This is a genomic window from Streptomyces sp. NPDC042259, assembly GCF_055582085.1.
The window spans coordinates 412960-430953 of sequence record NZ_JBVJDW010000002.1; the positions used below are offsets into that span (position 1 = coordinate 412960).

The 17994-nt window shown below is 75.3% G+C and carries 1 protein-coding gene (only partly in view); it reads right to left on the reverse strand.

From position 1 onward, the window contains the following. A protein-coding gene (locus tag ACZ6MA_RS06630) for a type I polyketide synthase (RefSeq protein WP_469431610.1) crosses the window boundary here: on the reverse strand, positions 1 to 17994 show its 3' portion. It continues 10416 nt past the right edge of the window; only the last 17994 of its 28410 coding nucleotides appear in the window; its start codon lies beyond the right edge, outside the window; the stop codon is at positions 1 to 3.

Here is a 17994-nt window from a genome sequence, read left to right on the forward strand (position 1 = left end):
TCAATCGCGCGACGCGTCGGACTGGTTGTCGAGGGCGGCACGGACCAGGTCGTCCAGGGCCATGGAGTCGATGGACTCCGCGTCCCCGTCCTCCGGTTCCGGGTCTGCCGTGCCCCGTCCGGCCAGTTGCAGCAGGGGTTCCAGTACGCCGATGTCGCGCAGCTGGGCGAGTGACACCGAGGACAGCAGGGACCGGATCTCCGCTTCCTCGCCGTCGGTGGTGTCGGTGGTGCCGTTCTCGTCGGGTACGAGCTGCCGCAGCATGTGCTCGGCGAGGGCGGCGGGGGTCGGGTGGTCGAACACGAGGGTCGCGGACAGGCTCAGGCCGCTGGCCGCGCCGAGCTGGTTGCGCAGTTCCACGGCGCCCAGGGAGTCGACTCCGAGGTCCCGGAAGGACCGTTCGGCGCCGACGGCGTCCCGGTCGGGGTGGCCGAGGACGTGGGCGGCCCGGGTACGGACCAGGTCGAGCACCGCCTCGTGGCGCCTGCTGTGCGGCAGGGCCGCCAGCCGGTCGCGGAGGCCGCCGTCGGCCGTGCCGCCGCCGTCCTGCGGCGTGGTGGCCGCGATCGCGGCCTGGTAGCCGGGGAGTTCCCGCAGCAGTGCGGCGGGGCGGGCGGCGCTGAAGGCCAGGGCGAACCGCTCGGGTGCGACGTCGGCGACGACCGCTGTCGGTTCGCTCTCCATGACCAGCCGGCGCATGGCCTCCAGGGCCAGTTCGGGGTCCATCGCGCCGATGCCGGCGCGCTGGGCCGCCGCGTCGGCGGCGGCGCCGTCGGCCATGCCGCCGCCGCCCCAGGCGCCCCAGGCGATCGAGGTCGCCGGGAAGCCCTGCGCCCGGCGGTGTTCGGCCAGGGCGTCGAGCACCGCGTTCGCCGCCGCGTAGTTGGCCTGGCCGGGGTTGCCGACGGCCGCCGAGGCGGAGGAGAACAGGGCGAACACCGACAGGTCCAGCTCGCGGGTCAGTTCGTCCAGCAGGAACGCGGAGGTGACCTTTGAGCGGAAGACCGCTTCGAAGCGCTCCGGGGTCAGCCGGTCGAGGACGCCGTCGTCGAGGACGCCGGCCGCGTGCACCACACCGGTGAGCGGGTGCTCGGCGGGGATGTCCGCGAGGACGGCCTCCAGTGCGGTGCGGTCCGCGACGTCGCAGGCGGCGACGGTGACGCGGGCCCCCAGGGCGAGGAGTTCGTCCCGCAGCGCGGTCGCGCCGGGGGCGTCCTCGCCGCGGCGGCTGGTGAGCACCAGGTGCCGGACGCCGTCGCGGGCCAGCCGGCGGGCGACGTGGCCGCCGAGGGCGCCCGTGCCGCCGGTGATCAGTACCGTGCCGGTGGGATCCCACTGCGGTCCGGCTCCCTTGCCGGGTGCCTGCACCAGCCGTCGGCCGAAGACCGCGGCGGGCCGTACGGCCACCTGGTCCTCGCCCTGCGCACCGGCGAGGACGGCGGCGAAGCCGGTGGCCGAGCGCTCGTCGAGGACCTCGGGGAGGTCGACGAGTCCGCCCCAGCGGTCCGGGTGCTCCAGCGCGGCGACCCGGCCCAGGCCCCAGACGGCGGCCTGGAGGGGGTTGCGCAGGGCCTCGGCGCGGCCCACGGACACCGCGCCGCGGGTGACGCACCACAGCGGGGCGCCGATCGCGGCGTCGCCCAGGGCCTGGAGCAGCGCGGTGGTGAGGGCGAGCCCGGTGGGCGCGCTCCCGTCCGCGGTCTCCCGCAGGGCCAGCAGGGAGACGACCCCGGCGAACGGCGCGCCGTCCGTGACCAGTTCCCGCAGCCGGCCGGCGAGCGCGGCCCGGTCGGCGGTGTCCGCGACGTCCAGCCGCACCACGTCGGTGCCGAGCGCGGCGAGCGCCGCGGTCGTCCAGGGGTCGTCCCCGGATCCGGCGGGGGTCACGGCGAGCCAGGTGCCGGCGGGGCGTCCGGCCGGGACCTCGGTGAGCGGCTTCCAGACGATCCGGTGCCGCCAGCCGTCGACGACGGACTGTTCCCGCCGGGCCCGGCGCCAGTCGAGCAGCGCGGGAAGGACCTTGGAGAGGGTGTCCCCGCCGACGCTCAGGACGGACTCCAGGGAGGCGAAGTCCTCCCGTTCGACGGCGTCCCAGAACTCGCGGTCGGTGGCGTCTGCCGCTACTTGGGCCGCATCCGGGGCCGCCGGCCGGTCCTCGGGCCAGAAGCGGGCGTGTTCGAAGGCGTAGGTCGGCAGTTCCGTCCGACGGGCGCCGGTGCCCGCGAAGAACGCCGACCAGTCGGGTGCGACGCCGCCGAGGTGCAGCCGGGCCAGCGCGGTGACGAGGGTGGTCTCCTCGCCGTGGCCCTTGCGCAGGGCCGGTACGGCGAGCGTCGCCTCCGGGGCGGACTCCCGGGCCAGGGCGGACAGCACCCCGTCGGGGCCCAGTTCCAGGAGGGTGGTCACGCCCCGGCCGGTGAGGGCGCGGATGCCGTCGGCGAAGCGGACGGCTTCCCGCACGTGCCGCACCCAGTACGCGGGCGTGCGCAGTTCCTCGCCGGTGGCCGTCTCGCCGGTCAGGTTCGACACGACGGGCACGGTGGGCTCGTGGTAGGTCAGCTCCTCCGCCACCCGCCGGAAGTCGTCCAGCATCGGGTCCATCAGCGGCGAGTGGAAGGCGTGGCTGACCGGCAGCCGCGTCGACTTGCGGCCCAGGTCCGTGAAGTGACCGGCGATCGACAGGACCGCCTCCTCGGTGCCGGAGACGACGACGGCGTCCGGGCCGTTGACGGCCGCGATCGCGACGTCGTCGGTCAGCAGCGGGGTGACCTCGTCCTCGGTGGCCCGCAGGGCGACCATGGCGCCGCCGGTGGGCAGGGCCCGCATCAGGCCGGCCCGCGCGGTGACCAGGCGGCAGGCGTCCGCCAGTGAGAGGACGCCCGCGGCGTGCGCGGCGGTGATCTCGCCGATGGAATGGCCGCCCAGGAACCGGGCCGTGACGCCCCAGGACGTCACGAGCCGGAAGAGGGCTGTTCCTATGGCGAACAGGGCGGGCTGGGCGTAGCCGGTGTTGTCCAGGGCCTCCGCGTCCTCGCCCCACATCACCTCCCGCAGCGGGCGGTCCAGGTGGAGGTCGAGGTGGGCGAGGACCTCGTCGAGGGCCTCGGCGAAGACGGGGAACCGCTCGTACAGCTCGCGGCCCATGCCGAGCCGCTGGCTGCCCTGCCCGGAGAACAGGAACGCGGTCCGGCCGGTGCGTCCGGTCTCGCCCACCAGGGTGTGGGGGGCCGGCTCCCCGGTGGCCAGCGCGGTGAGTCCGGCGAGGAGGGTGTGCGGGTCGGTGGCGAGCACGGCGGCCCGGTGTTCGAAGGCGGACCGGGTGGTCGCCAGCGCGTATGCGAGGTCGCCGACGGCCGGCTCGGGGCTCGCGGCGGTGTGCTCCAGGAGCCTGCGGGCCTGGGCGCGCAGCGCGCCGGGCGTCTTGCCGGACACCAGGACCGGCCAGGTGCCGGCCCTGCGGGCGGGCCCGGCGGGTGCCGTGGCGGGCGCCTCCTGTGGTGCCTGCTCCAGGATGACGTGCGCGTTGGTGCCGCTGGCGCCGAACGCCGAGACGGCGGCGCGGCGCGGGCGCCCGGCGTCGGGCCAGCCGGTCGTCTCGGTGAGCAGCCGGACCGCGCCCGCCGTCCAGTCCACGTGGGTGGTCGGGGTGTCGGCGTGCAGGGTCTTCGGCAGCGTACCGTGGCGCATCGCGAGGATCATCTTGATGACGCCCGCGACGCCCGCCGCGGCCTGGGTGTGGCCGATGTTGGACTTCAGCGAGCCGAGCAGCAGGGGCCGTTCGCGGTCCTGGCCGTAGGTGGCCAGGAGTGCCTGGGCCTCGATGGGGTCGCCGAGCTTGGTGCCGGTGCCGTGGGCCTCGGCGGCGTCGATGTCGGTGGTGGTCAGTCCGGCGGCGGCCAGGGCGCGGCGGATGACGCGCTGCTGGGCGGGGCCGCTCGGCGCGGTGAGGCCGTTGGACGCGCCGTCCTGGTTGATGGCCGAGCCGCGCAGGACCGCGAGGACCCGGTGGCCGTTGCGCCGCGCGTCGGAGAGCCGCTCGATGACGAGCATGCCCACGCCCTCGGACCAGCCGGTGCCGTCGGCCGCGTCGGAGAACGCCTTGCAGCGGCCGTCGGCGGACAGGGCGCCCTGGGCGCTGAACTCGATGAATCCGGTCGGGGTGGCCATGACGGTCACACCGCCGGCCACCGCGAGGGAGCACTCGCCGTTGCGCAGGGCCTGTGCGGCCAGGTGCAGGGCGACCAGCGACGAGGAGCAGGCGGTGTCCACCGAGACGGTGGGCCCGTTCAGCCCGAAGCTGTAGGCGAGCCGGCCGGAGAGGAGGCTCGCCGACTGGGCGGTCTGCCACTCCCCGTACTCCACCGGCGGGCGGTAGTCGCCGCTGCCGCCGCCGACGAAGACGCCGGCGTCGGTGCCGCGCAGGGTGACGGGGTCGATGCCCGCCCGCTCCAGCGCCTCCCAGGCGGTCTCCAGCACGATGCGCTGCTGGGGGTCCATGACCAGTGCCTCGCGGGGGGAGATCCCGAAGAAGCCGGGGTCGAAGTCGGCGGCGTCGTAGAGGAACCCGCCGTGCCCGGTGGCGCTGCGGCCGCGGCCGCCGGGTCCGCCGGAGAGCAGGTCGTCCAGGTCCCAGCCGCGGTCGGTGGGCAGGTCGCCGACCGCGTCGGTCTCGTTCATGACGAGGTGCCACAGGTCCTCGGGGGAGCGCACCCCGCCCGGGTAGCGGCAGGCCATGCCGACGATGACGACGGGGTCGTCGGTCACGGGGCCGGTGGGTGTGGCGTCGGCCGTCGTCACCGACAGCTCGCCGAGCAGTTCGGCCTTGAGGTGGTCGGCCAGCACGGCCGGGGTGGGGTGGTCGAACGCGAGGGTCGCGGGCAGGTTCAGTCCGGTCGCGGTGGTGAGCTGGCCGCGCAGGTCGACGGCGGTCAGGGAGTCGAAGCCGAGGTCCCGGAAGGGCAGGTCGGCGTCGACGGCGTCGGCGCCGGTGTGCCCGAGGACCACGGCGACCTTGTCGCGGACCAGGTCGAGGAGTGCGGCGGACCGCTCGGACTCCGGCAGGGCGCCCAGCCGCTGCCGCAGCGTGCCCGCGGCGGACCCTCCGTCCCGGCTCCCGTCCCCGAGGGCCTCGACGGCCGTACGGGCCTCGGGCAGTTCCGCGAAGAGCGTGGTGCGGCGGGTGGCGGTGGTGGCGGGCGCGAAGGTCTCCCAGCGCACGTCGGCGACGGTGACGCCGCTCGCGTCGTCGGTGACGGCGTGGGCGAGCGCGGTGAGCGCCGCTTCGGGGTCCATGACGGGCAGCCCGCTCAACCGCAGGTGCCCGGTCATGCCGGGGTCGGTCGTCCCTTCCCAGGCGCCCCAGGAGACGGCGAGGGCGGTGGCGCCCCGGGCGCGGCGCCGGGCGGCGAACGCGTCCAGGAGCGCGCCGACCGCGGCCTCGTCGCCCTGCCCGCGCACGCCCCAGACACCGGCGATGGAGCCGAAGAGGACGAACGCGTCCAGGTCCCGGTCGCCCAGGGCGGCGTCGAGGTGGGTCACCCCGGCGAGTGCGGCCGTCACGTCGGTGCCGGTCTCCTCGTCGGCGTGGACGACGGCGGTCAGCGGGGCGTCCTCGGGGAGGGCCGCCAGGACGGCGGGGAGGGCGGTGGGGTCGGTGAGGTCGCACGCGGCGATCGTGACCGTGACGCCCAGTCCGGTCAGCTCGGCCTCCAGGGCGGCGGCGCCGGGGGCCTTCGCCCCGGTCCGGCCGGTGAGCACGAGGTGCCGGGCACCGTGCCCGGCCAGCCAGCGGGCGACGCGGCCGCCCATGGCACCGGTGCCGCCGGTGACGAGCACCGTGCCGGACGGGCTCCAGGCCGCGGCGGTGGAGCGGCCCGCCCGCACCAGACGCCGCGCGAGCACACCGGAGGGGCGGATCGCGATCTGGTCCTCGTCCTCGTGGCCGCCCAGCGCGGTGGCGAAGCGGCCGGCCGAGCGCGGGTCGAGCGTGTCGGGCAGGTCGGCCATCCCGCCCCAGCGGTCGGGGTGTTCCAGCGCGGCCACCCTGCCCCGGCCCCACACGGCGGCCTGGCCGGTGTGCGCCGGGGCGTCCGCGCGGCCGGCGGAGACCGCGCCGCGAGTGACGCACCACAGGGGTGCCGTGATGCCGGCGGTGCCGAGCGCGTCCAGCAGCCCGGCGGGCCATGCCGCCTCCCCGGGGAGCGAGGTGTCCCCCGTGGCGGTGACGGCCAGCAGGGACACCACGGCCGTGTACGCGGCGGCGTCGTCGTTCCGGGCCGCCGTCAGCCGGTCGGCGAGGGCGGCGCGGTCGGTGGCGTCGGCCTCGACGCGGACGGTGTCCTCGCCCAGGGCGTCGACGGCGGCGGTGAGCCACGCGTCGTCGGCGTACCCGGCCGGCACGATCACCAGCCGGCGACCTGCCCCGGCGGCCGCCGGGGCACCGGTGAGGGGCTTCCAGGTGACGCGGTAGCGCCAGGCGTCGGCGGCGGACCGCGCACGCCGGCGGCGGCGCCAGGACGACAGCGCCGGCACCATCGCCGTCACCGTCTCCCCGTCCAGCTCCAGCGTGTCCGCGAGCGAACCGAGGTCCTCCCGGTCCACGGCCGACCAGAACTCGGCGTCCACGGGGTCCACCGGACCGGCCGCCGCCGGGGCTGCGACGGCCTCCGGCCAGAAGCGTTCCCGCTGGAACGCGTACGTCGGCAGGTCCACCCGCCGCGCACCCGAGCCCGCGAACAGGGCCGGCCAGTCCACGGCCGTCCCGCGCACGTGCAGCAGGGCGGCCGCGGTGACCACGGCCCGCTCCTCGCCCCGGTCGCCGCGCAGCGCCGGCACGACGGCCGGCTGCGGCTCCTGCCCGTCGAGGGCGCGCCGGACGAGGGCGGAGAGCACCGCGTCGGGGCCGAGTTCGAGGAAGGTGTCCACCCCGGCGGCGCGCAGGGTGTGGACGCCGTCGGCGAAGCGCACGGCCTCGCGGACGTGCCGCACCCAGTACTCGGCCGTGCACAGCCGCTCGGGGTCGGCGAGCGCGCCGGTGAGGTTGGAGACGACGGGAACGCGCGGCGCCGTGTACGTCAGGGTCTCCGCGACCGCGCGGAACGCGTCCAGCATCGGGTCCATCAGCGGCGAGTGGAAGGCGTGGCTCACCCGCAGCCGGGTGGTGCGCCGGCCGTCGGCGGCGAACCGTCCGGCGGTCTCCAGGACGGCTTCCTCGGGGCCGGAGACGACGACGGCGTGCGGGCCGTTGACGGCCGCGATCGTGACGCCGTCCGGCAGCAGCGGGGTGACCTCGTCCTCGGTGGCCTCCACCGCGAGCATCGCACCGCCCGCCGGCAGGGCCTGCATCAGCGTGGCGCGGGCGGTGACCAGCCGGCAGGCGTCCTCCAGGGAGAACACCCCGGCCACATGGGCGGCGGTGATCTCGCCGATGGAGTGACCGCCCACGAAGTCCGGGGTGATGCCCCAGGACTCGACCAGGCGGTAGAGCGCGACCTCGATCGCGAACAGCGCCGGCTGGGTGAAGCCGGTCCGGTCCAGCAGCGCCGCCTCGTCGGTGCCCGCCTCGGCGAACAGCACGTCCCGCAACGGGCGGTCGAGTTCCAGGTCCAGATGGGCCAGGACGGCGTCCAGGGCCTCGGCGAAGACGGGGAACCGCTCGTACAGCTCGCGGCCCATGCCGGCCCGCTGGCTGCCCTGCCCGGAGAACAGGAACGCGGACGTGCCCGCGGTGGCGCGCAGGCCGCGCGCGGCCTCCGTCACCCCGTCCGGGCCGGCCAGCAGCACCGCGCGGTGCCCGAGGACGGAGCGGCCGCTCGCGAGCGAGTACCCCACGTCCACCGGGGACAGCCCGGGGTGGTCCGCCACGAAGGAGGTGAGCCGCTCGATCTGCTCGCCGAGCGCCTCGGGGGTCCGCCCGGAGACGACCCACGGCACGACGCCCGGTGCGGTGGTGCGCACGGGGTCCGCTTCGGGCGCGGCCTCGGCCGGCGGTGCCTGTTCGACGATGACGTGGGCGTTGGTGCCGCTGACGCCGAAGGCGGAGACGCCCGCCCGGCGCGGGTGCCCGGTCTCGGGCCACTCGGCCGGCTCGGTCAGCAGCTCGACGGCGCCCGCCGACCAGTCGACGTGCGAGGAGGGCGCGTCGATGTGCAGGGTCTTGGGCAGTGAGCCGTGCCGCATGGCCAGGACCATCTTGATGACGCCCGCCATGCCGGCGGCGGCCTGGGTGTGGCCGATGTTGGACTTGACCGCGCCGAGCAGCAGCGGCCGCTCCCGGTGCTGCCCGTACGTGGCGAGCAGTGCCTGTGCCTCGATGGGGTCGCCGAGCGTGGTGCCGGTGCCGTGTGCCTCCACGGCGTCGACGTCGGCGGCGGTGAGGCCCGCGTCGGCCAGGGCCTGCCGGATGACCTGCTGCTGGGCCGGGCCGTTGGGGGCGGTGAGGCCGTTGGAGGCGCCGTCCTGGTTGACGGCGGTGCCGCGCACGATGGCGCGGACCTCGTGGCCGTTGCGCCGCGCGTCGGAGAGGCGCTCCAGGACGAGGATGCCGACGCCCTCGGACCAGGCGGTGCCGTCGGCGCCGTCGGCGAAGGCCTTGCAGCGGCCGTCGGGGGCCAGCCCGCCCTGGGTGCTGAACTCGACGAAGGAGTCCGGTCCGGACATCACCGACGCGCCGCCGACGAGCGCCAGTTCGCATTCGCCGGAGCGCAGCGCCCCGGCCGCCCAGTGGGTGGCGACGAGCGACGCCGAGCAGGCGGTGTCGACGGTGACCGCCGGGCCTTCGAGGCCGAGGGTGTAGGAGAGCCGGCCGGACATGACGCTGGCGGTGTTGCCGGTCGCCACGTATCCCTGGACGTCGGAGGCGGACCGGCGCAGCAGGGTGGGGTAGTCCTGGCCGTTGGTGCCGACGAAGACGCCGGTGCGGGAGCCGCGCAGCGACGCGGGGTCGATGCCGGCCCGCTCCAGGGCCTCCCAAGTGGTCTCCAGCAGCAGTCGCTGCTGGGGGTCCATGGCGAGGGCCTCGCGCGGGGAGATCCCGAAGAAGGCGGCGTCGAAGTCGGCGACGCCGGTGAGGAATCCGCCTTCGGTGGTGGCGGAGGCCCCGGCGGCGAGGGCGTCGAGGTCCCAGCCCCGGTCGGTGGGGAAGGCGGAGATGCCGTCGCGGCCGTCGGCGAGCAGCCGCCAGAGGTCCTCCGGGGAGGACACGCCGCCGGGGAAGCGGCAGCCGATGCCGACGATCGCGATCGGGTCGTCATCGGCCGGGCGGGCGGCGGGTGCCCTCTCCTCGGTGCCGGGCAGTGTCCCGGCGATCTCGGCCAGCAGGAACGCGGACAGCTCCAGCAGGGTCGGGTGGTCGTAGACCAGGGAGGCGGGCAGGCTCAGGCCGGTGGCCGCGGCGAGCCCGTTGCGCAGTTCGAGGGCGGTCAGCGAGTCGAAGCCGAGGTCCTTGAAGGCCCGGTCGGACTCCACCCGTGCGGCGTCGCTGTGGCCGAGTACCGCGGCCACCTGGGTGCGCAGCAGGTCCACCAGGAACCGGCCGCGGTCGGCCGCGGGCAGTTCCGCGAGGCGGCGGCGCAGGGCGGGTTCGCCGTGGCCGGTGGTGTCCGCGGTGGTGCCGGTCGTGGTGGCCTGGCGCATCTCGGGCAGGTCGGCGACGAACGGGGCGGGCCGGACGGCCGCGACGGTGGCGGCGTAGCGGCTCCAGTCGATGTCGGCGAGGGCGAGGACGGTGTCGTCGTGCTCGATGGCCTGCTTCAGCGCGGCGATGGCCCGCTCGGGTGCGAGCGGTGCGAAGCCGCCGCGGCGTACGCGGCTCTCGACGTCGGCGTCGGTGGCGACCATGCCGGACTGGGCCCAGGGGCCCCAGGCGAGGGAGGTCGCGGTGAGGCCGGCGGCCCGGCGGTGTTCGGCGAGGGCGTCCAGGTAGGCGTTGGCGGCGGCGTAGTTGCCCTGTCCGGCGGCGCCGAGGGTGCCGGCCGTGGAGGAGAACAGCACGAATGCCGACAGGGCGGTCTCCCGCGTCAGTTCGTGCAGGTTGCGGGCCGAGACGGCCTTGGCGTTCAGGACGGCGGAGAAGTCCTCGGGCGTCAGGTCGGCCAGGACGCCGTCCTCGACGACGCCCGCGGTGTGGATGACCGCGGTGAGCGGCCGGTCGGCGGGGATGCCCGCGAGTACGGCGGCGAGCGCGTCGCGGTCGGCGGCGTCGCAGGCGGTGACGGTGACGTCGGCGCCCAGCTGCTCCAGTTCGGCGCGCAGTTCGGCGGCGCCGGGGGCGTCGGGGCCGCGGCGGCTGGTGAGCAGCAGGTGCTGTGCGCCGCTGCGGGCCAGCCAGCGGGCGACGTGGCCGCCGAGCCCGCCGGTGCCGCCGGTGATCAGCACGGTGCCGGTCGGGGCGAACACGCGGCGTACGGGCCGGTCCGCCGCGGGGCTGTGGGCGAGCCGGCGGACGAAGACGCCGGAGGCGCGGACGGCCACCTGGTCCTCGCCGTCGGTCCGGGCGAGCACGCCCGCGATGCGGCGGGCGGTGTGGTCGTCGAGCTGTCCGGGCAGGTCGAGGAGTCCGCCCCAGCGCTGCGGGTTCTCCAGGGCGGCGACGCGGCCGAGGCCCCAGACCGCCGCTTGGGACAGGTCCTGGACGTGCTCGGAGCGGCCGACGGAGACGGCGCCGCGGGTGACGCACCACAGGGGGGCGTCGAGTCCGGCGTCGCCCGCGGCCTGGACGGCCGTGGCCGTCAGGGCCAGCGCGGCGGGTACCCCGGGGTGCCCGGCCCGCTCGTCGTCGGTGAGGGCGAGCAGCGACAGGACGCCCTCGAACCGGGCTCCTTCGTCGAGCAGTTCGCGCAGGCGCCCGGCGAGGGCGGCGCGGTCGGGTGCGGTCACCTCGACGCGGACGGTCTCCATGGCGAGGCCGTCGGTCAGGGCACGCGTCCAGGGGTCGGTGTCCGCGCCGGCCGGGACGAGGAGGAGCCAGGGGCCGCGCGGTGCGGCGGTGGCGGGGGCGGTGAGGGGCTTCCAGGTGACGCGGTAGCGCCAGGCGTCGGCCACGGACTGCTCACGCCGGCGGCGGCGCCAGGACGACAGCGCCGGCACCATCGCCGTCACGGTCTCCCCGTCCAGCTCCAGCGTGTCCGCGAGGGACCCCAGGTCCTCCCGCTCCACGGCCGACCAGAACTCGGCGTCCACGGGGTCCACCGGTCCGGAGGCCGCCGGGGCCGCGACGGCCTCCGGCCAGAAGCGTTCCCGCTGGAAGGGGTAGGTCGGCAGCTCCACCCGGCGCGCGCCCGAACCGGCGAAGTAGCCGGTCCAGTCGACGGACACCCCGTGCGCGTGGGCGTCGACGAGGGCGGCGGTGATCGCCGGCTCCTCGGGGCGGCCCCGGCGCAGCAGCGGGACGAGCACGGTGTGCGGGTCGTCGGCGAGGCTCTCGCGGGCCATCGCGCAGAGCACGCCGTCGGGGCCGAGTTCGAGGAAGGCGCGTACGCCGTGCTGCGCGAGCCAGTTCACGCCGTCGGCGAAGCGGACGGCGTCGCGGACGTGCCGCACCCAGTACTCGGCCGTGCACACCTGCTCGGCGGTGGCGAGTTCACCGGTGGTGTTGGAGACGAAGGGGATGGTGGGCGGGTGGTAGGTGACGGTCTCGGCGACGCGGCGGAAGTCGTCGAGCATCGCGTCCATCAGCGGCGAGTGGAAGGCGTGGCTCACCCGCAGCAGCCGGGTCTTGCGGCCGTCGGCCTCGAAGCGGGCGGCGAGGTCCACCACGATGTCCTCGTCGCCGGAGACGACGAGCGAGGCGGGGCCGTTGACGGCCGCCACGGACACCCGGTCGGTGTGGTCGGCCAGCAGCGGGCGGACCTCCTCCTCGGTGGCCTGGAGGGCCGCCATGGCACCGCCGGCCGGGAGGGCCTGCATCAGCCGGCCGCGGGCGGCCACCAGGGCGCAGGCGTCCTGAAGGGACAGCACCCCGGCGACGTGCGCGGCGGCGAGTTCGCCGATGGAGTGTCCGGCGAGGTAGTCGGGCCTGATGCCCCAGGACTCCACGAGGCGGAACAGCGCCACCTCGACGGCGAACAGGGCGGGCTGGGCGTAGCCGGTGGCATCGAGCAGCTCGGCCTCGGGGGTGCCGTCCGCCGCGAAGAGCACGTCGCGCAGGGGGCGGTCGAGGGCGGTGTCGAGGTGGGCGATCGCGGCGTCCAGCGCGTCGGCGAACACCGGGAAGCGTGCGTAGAGTTCCCGGCCCATGCCGGGCCGCTGGCTGCCCTGCCCGGTGAACAGGAACGCCAGCCGGCCGCGGCCCGTGGTGCCCTGGAAGAGGCCCGGGGCGGGGGTGCCGTCGCGCAGGGCCGTCAGACCGCGCAGCAGGTCCTCGCGCTCCCCCGCCACGATGCCCGCCCGGCGTTCGAAGCCGGTCCGGGACGTGGCCAGGGAGAAGGCGAGGTCGGTGAGGGCCGTGCCGGGCCGCTCGGCAAGCAGGGACAGCAGCCGGTCGGCCTGGGCGCGCAGGGCGGTGTCGCTCTTCGCGGACAGGGTCAGGGGCACGACGCCGGGCGTGGGCCCGCTCTCGGGTGCCACCGGTTCGTCGGCGGGGGGCGCCTGTTCGAGGATGGTGTGCACGTTGGTGCCGCTGAGTCCGAAGGAGGACACACCGGCCCGGCGGGGGCGCCCGGTCTCGGGCCACTCGGCCGGTTCGGTCAGCAGCTCGATGGCGCCCGCCGACCAGTCCACGTGGGACGACGGCGTCTCGGCGTGCAGCGTCCTCGGCAGGACGCCCGCGCGCAGGGCCATGACCATCTTGATGACGCTCGCGACGCCGGAGGCCATCTGGGTGTGGCCGATGTTGGTCTTGACCGACCCGAGCAGCAGCGGCCGCTCCCGGTCCTGGCCGTAGGTGGCCAGCAGCGCCTGGGCCTCGATCGGGTCGCCGAGGGCGGTGCCGGTGCCGTGTCCGTCGACCGCGTCGACGTCGGCGGCCGTGAGACCGCCGTTGGCCAGCGCCTGGCGGATGACGCGCTGCTGGGAGGGGCCGTTGGGGGCGGTCAGCCCGTTGGAGGCGCCGTCCTGGTTGATGGCGCTGGCGCGCACGACGGCGAGGATCTCGTGGCCGTTACGGCGGGCGTCCGAGAGCCGTTCCAGCAGGACGAGGCCGACGCCTTCGGCGAGGGTCATGCCGTCCGCGTCGTCCGAGTAGGCCTTGCAGCGGCCGTCGACGGCCAGGGCCCGCTGGCGGCTGAAGCCCACGAAGGCGTTCGGGGTGGCCATGATGCTGACGCCGCCGGCGAGGGCGAGGGAACTCTCGCCGTCGCGCAGCGACTGGCAGGCCAGGTGCATGGCGACCAGCGACGAGGAGCAGGCCGTGTCGAGCGTGACCGCCGGGCCCTCGAAGCCGAAGAGGTAGGAGACCCGGCCGGAGAGGATGCTGGAGAGCGTGCCGGTGACCATGTGGCCCTCGGAGCCCTCGGTGGCGCCGGCGGCGCCGGTCCCGTAGTCCTGGTAGCTCGCGCCGATGAAGGTGCCCGTCGAGCTGCCCCGCAGCGAGTCGGGGTCGATGCCGGCGCCTTCGAGCGCCTCCCAGGCGGTTTCCAGCAGCAGCCGCTGCTGGGGGTCCATGGCGAGCGCCTCGCGGGGGGAGATGCCGAAGAAGGAGGCGTCGAAGTCCGCGACGTCGGTGAGGAATCCGCCCTGGACGGAGTACGTCTTGCCGTGGCGGTCGGGGTCCGGGTCGTAGAGGCCCTCGGCGTCCCAGCCGCGGTCGGCGGGGAAGCCGGAGACGGCGTCGGTGCCGTTCGTGACGAGGTCCCACAGGTCTTGCGCGGAGCCGACACCGCCGGGGTAGCGGCAGCTCATGCCGACGACGACGATCGGGTCGTCGGTGAGGTGGGCGGAGGCCGCCGGGGCGGCCGAGGAGATCTCGACGCCCGCGATCTCGCCGCGCAGGAACTCCGCCAGCGCGAGCGGGGTGGGGTAGTCGAAGACCATGGTCGTCGGCAGCCGCAGTCCGGTGATCTCCCGGAGGCGGTTGCGCAGGCCCACGGCGGTCAGCGAATCGAAGCCGACGTCGCGGAACGCGCGGGTGTCGGACAGGGCCTCGGCGGAGGTGTAGCCGAGGACGACGGCGGCCTCGGAGCGGACCAGTTCCAGCAGTTGGCGTTCCTGCTCGACGGCCGGGAGGGCCCGCAGCCGGGCCGCGAACTCCCCTTCGCCGTCCTTGCGCACGCTCCGCTCGGCGGCCTCGGCCAGCCGGCGGACGTCGGGCACCTCGTCGAAGAGCGTGGTGGGGCGGGCCGAGGTGAACACCGGGTGGTAGGTGTCCCAGTTGACGCCCGCGATGGCGAGGACCGTCTCGTCGTCGTCCAGGGCGCGCCGCATGCCGGCCAGCGCCAGCCGGGCGTCCATGAACTCCAGGCCGCTGCCGCGGATCTGGTCGGGGTCGACCCGGCCGAGGCCGAGGTCGTCGGCCCAGATGCCCCAGTGCAGGGACGTCGCGGTCACTCCGCGGGCGCGGCGGTTCTCCGCGAGCGCGCTGACGAACGCGTTGCCCGCCACGTAGGCGGCGTGCTGTCCGCTGCCCCACATGCCGGCGGCGGAGGAGAAGAGGACGAACGCGTCGAGTTCCTCGTCGTCCAGGAGTTCGTCGAGGTTCCGGGCGCCGGCGACCTTGGCGTCGATGACCTTGGCGAAGGACTCCATGGTGGTCTCGGCGAGCGAGTGCAGCTCGATGACGGCCGCGGTGTGGATGGCGGTACGGATGGTGTGGCCGTCGGCCTTCAGCCCGGCGATCAGTGCGGCGAGGGCGTCGCGGTCGGTGATGTCGCAGGCGGCGACGGTGGCCTCGGCGCCCTGTGCGGCGAGTTCCGCCACCAGTTCGGCGGCGCCGGGGGCGTTCGTGCCGCTGCGGCTGACGAGGACCAGGCGCTCGGCGCCCTGGCCGGCGAGCCACCGGGCGATGTGGGGGCCGAGGGTGCCCGTGCCGCCGGTGATCAGGGTGGTGCCGCGGGGCGACCACGTCCGCTCCGGGTTCGGCTCGCCCGCCGGGGCGGGCAGCACCCGGCGGGTGAAGACGCCGGAGGAGCGGATCGCGAGCTGGTCCTCGCCGGTGGTTCCGGTGAGGACGGCGGCCAGGCGCTGTCCGGCGCGCTCGTCGAGCGTGCCGGGCAGGTCGATCGTGCCGCCCCAGCGCTGGGGGTGTTCGAGCGCGGCGGTCCAGCCGACGCCCAGCACCTGTGCCTGTACGGGGTTGGTCACCAGGTCCGAACGGCCCGTCGATACCGCGCCGCGCGTCACACACCACAGCGGCGCGTCGATCCCCGCGTCGCCCAGGGCCTGGACGAGCGCGACGGTCAGAGCGAGACCGGAGGCCAGCGCCGGGTACGCGGCGGACGGCTGCTCGGCCGCCGCCAGCACCGAGACGATGCCCGCCACATCGTGGGCGTCCTCCAGCCGGGCCGCGAGAACGGCACGGTCGACACAGGACTCGTCCAGGACCAGGCGGCGCACCTGCGCGCCCTGCCCGGAAAGCGCGGCCACCACGTCCTCGTCGGCGATGCCCTCGGCCGTGACCACCAGCCACGTACCCGACAGCGACACCTGCGGCACACCAGCGAGCGGTGACCAGGCGACCCGGTAACGCCAGGCGTCCAGCGCCGACCGCTCACGCCGCTGACGGCGCCACGACGACAGACCGGGCAGCACGGCGGCGAGCGACTCCTCGTCGATGTGCAGGCTCGAGGTGAGAGCGGAGACGTCCTGCTGCTCGACGGCGGCCCAGAAGGCGTCGTCGGCGGGGTCCGACGCGGTCGTCCGGTCGGTCTCGGAGGGGACGATCCACAGGTGTTCGTGCTGGAACGCGTATGTGGGCAGGTCGACCCGGCGGGCACCGGCGGCGGTGTAGTCCACCGGCCACCGGACGGCAGTGCCCCGGACGAACACCTCGGCCAGCGAGGTAAGGAACCGCGGCAGCCCGCCCTCGTCCCGCCGCAGCGTGCCGGTCACCAGTCCCTGGCCGCTGGCGTCGTCGAGCATGTCCTGCACGCCGACGGTCAGCACGGGGTGCGAGCTGACCTCGACGAATACCCGGTGGTGGGTACCGAGGAGCGCCTGTATGCCCGCTTCGAACTCCACCGTGTTGCGGAGGTTGTTGTACCAGTACTCGGCGTCCATGCCGCTGGTGTCCAGCCAACCGCCGGTAACGGTCGACAGGAACGGCACCTCGGATTCGCGGGGCCGGATCGGCCCCAGCTCGGACAGCAGCTCGTCGTGGAGGTCCTCGACCTGCGCGGAGTGCGAGGCATAGTCCACCGCGATCCGCCGCACCCGGACACCCTCGTCCGACAACCGCGCGAACAACTCGTCCAGACCCTCCGGATCACCGGAAACCACCACGGAACGAGGACCATTGACCGCCGCGACCGACACCCGGCCCGCGAAACCGGCAAGCCGCTCCTCGACCTCCACCACCGGCAACGCGACGGACATCATCCCGCCACGCCCCGCCAGCCGACGACCGATCGTCTGACTGCGCAGCGCCACGACGCGCGCACCGTCCTCCAGGGACAACGCACCCGACACCACAGCCGCCGCGATCTCACCCTGCGAATGACCCACCACAGCATCCGGAGACACCCCATGGGCCTGCCACAACGCCGCCAACGACACCATCACCGCGAACGACGCCGGCTGGACGACGTCGACCCGGTCCAGGGTGGGGGCGTCCGGTGCCTGGCGCAGGACGTCGGTCAGCGACCAGTCGACGAACGGGGCGAGCGCGTCCGCGCACTGGGCGACGCGCTCGGCGAAGACCGGGGACTCCTCCAGCAGCCGGGCACCCATGCCCACCCACTGCGACCCCTGGCCCGGGAACACGAACACCGTCTTGCCGTCGACATCGGCGACACCGCGCACGACGGCGGGCGACGACGCGTCGGCGGCGACGGACCGCAGACCGGTCAGCAGCTCCTCGCGATCCGAGCCGACCACGACCGCGCGGTGTTCGAACAGCGACCGTGCCGACGTCAGGGAGTACCCGATGTCGGCCGGGCGCCAGCCCGGCTCGGCCTCCACGGCCGACACCAGGCTCGCGGCCTGGTCCCGTACGGCGGGGGCGCTGCGTGCGGACACCACCCACGGGAGCGGCCCGGCGGCGTCGGCCGGGGACGCGGGTTCCCCAATGGGGGTCTCCTGGGTGCTCGGTGCTTCCTCCAGGACCGCGTGCGCGTTCGTCCCGCTGATGCCGAAGGAGGAGACCGCGCAGCGGCGCGGCCGCTCCCCCGCCGGCCACGCGACCGGCTCGGTGAGCAGCTCGACGGCGCCCGCCGACCAGTCGACGTGGGAGGAGGCGTTGTCACTGTGCAGGGTCTTCGGCAGCACGCCGTGGCGCATCGCCATGACCATCTTGATGACGCCCGCGACACCGGAGGCCGACTGGGTATGGCCGATGTTGGACTTCACCGAGCCGAGCAGCAGCGGCCGGTCCGCGTCGCGGTCACGGCCGTAGGTCACCTGGAGCGCCTGGGCCTCGATGGGGTCGCCGAGCGGGGTGCCGGTGCCGTGGGCCTCCACCGCGTCGACGTCCGACGGGGACAGCCGGGCGTTGGCCAGGGCCTGGCGGATGACGCGCTGCTGGGACGGGCCGTTGGGGGCCGTCAGTCCGTTGGACGCGCCGTCCTGGTTGATGGCGCTGCCGCGGACGACCGCGAGGACCGGGTGCCCGTTGGCCTGGGCGTCGGACAGCCGCTCGACGAGCAGGATGCCGACGCCTTCGGCGAGGGCGAAGCCGTCCGCCTCCTCGGCGAACGCCTTGGACCGGCCGTCGGTGGCCAGTGCCCGCTGGCGGCTGAAGGCGACGAACGGGTCGGTGGTCGTCATGACCGTGACACCGCCCGCGACGGCGAGGGTGGTCTCGCCGTTGCGCAGCGACTGGCAGGCCAGGTGCAGGGCGACCAGTGACGACGAGCACGCCGTGTCGACGGTGACGGCGGGGCCTTCCAGGCCGAAGACGTAGGACAC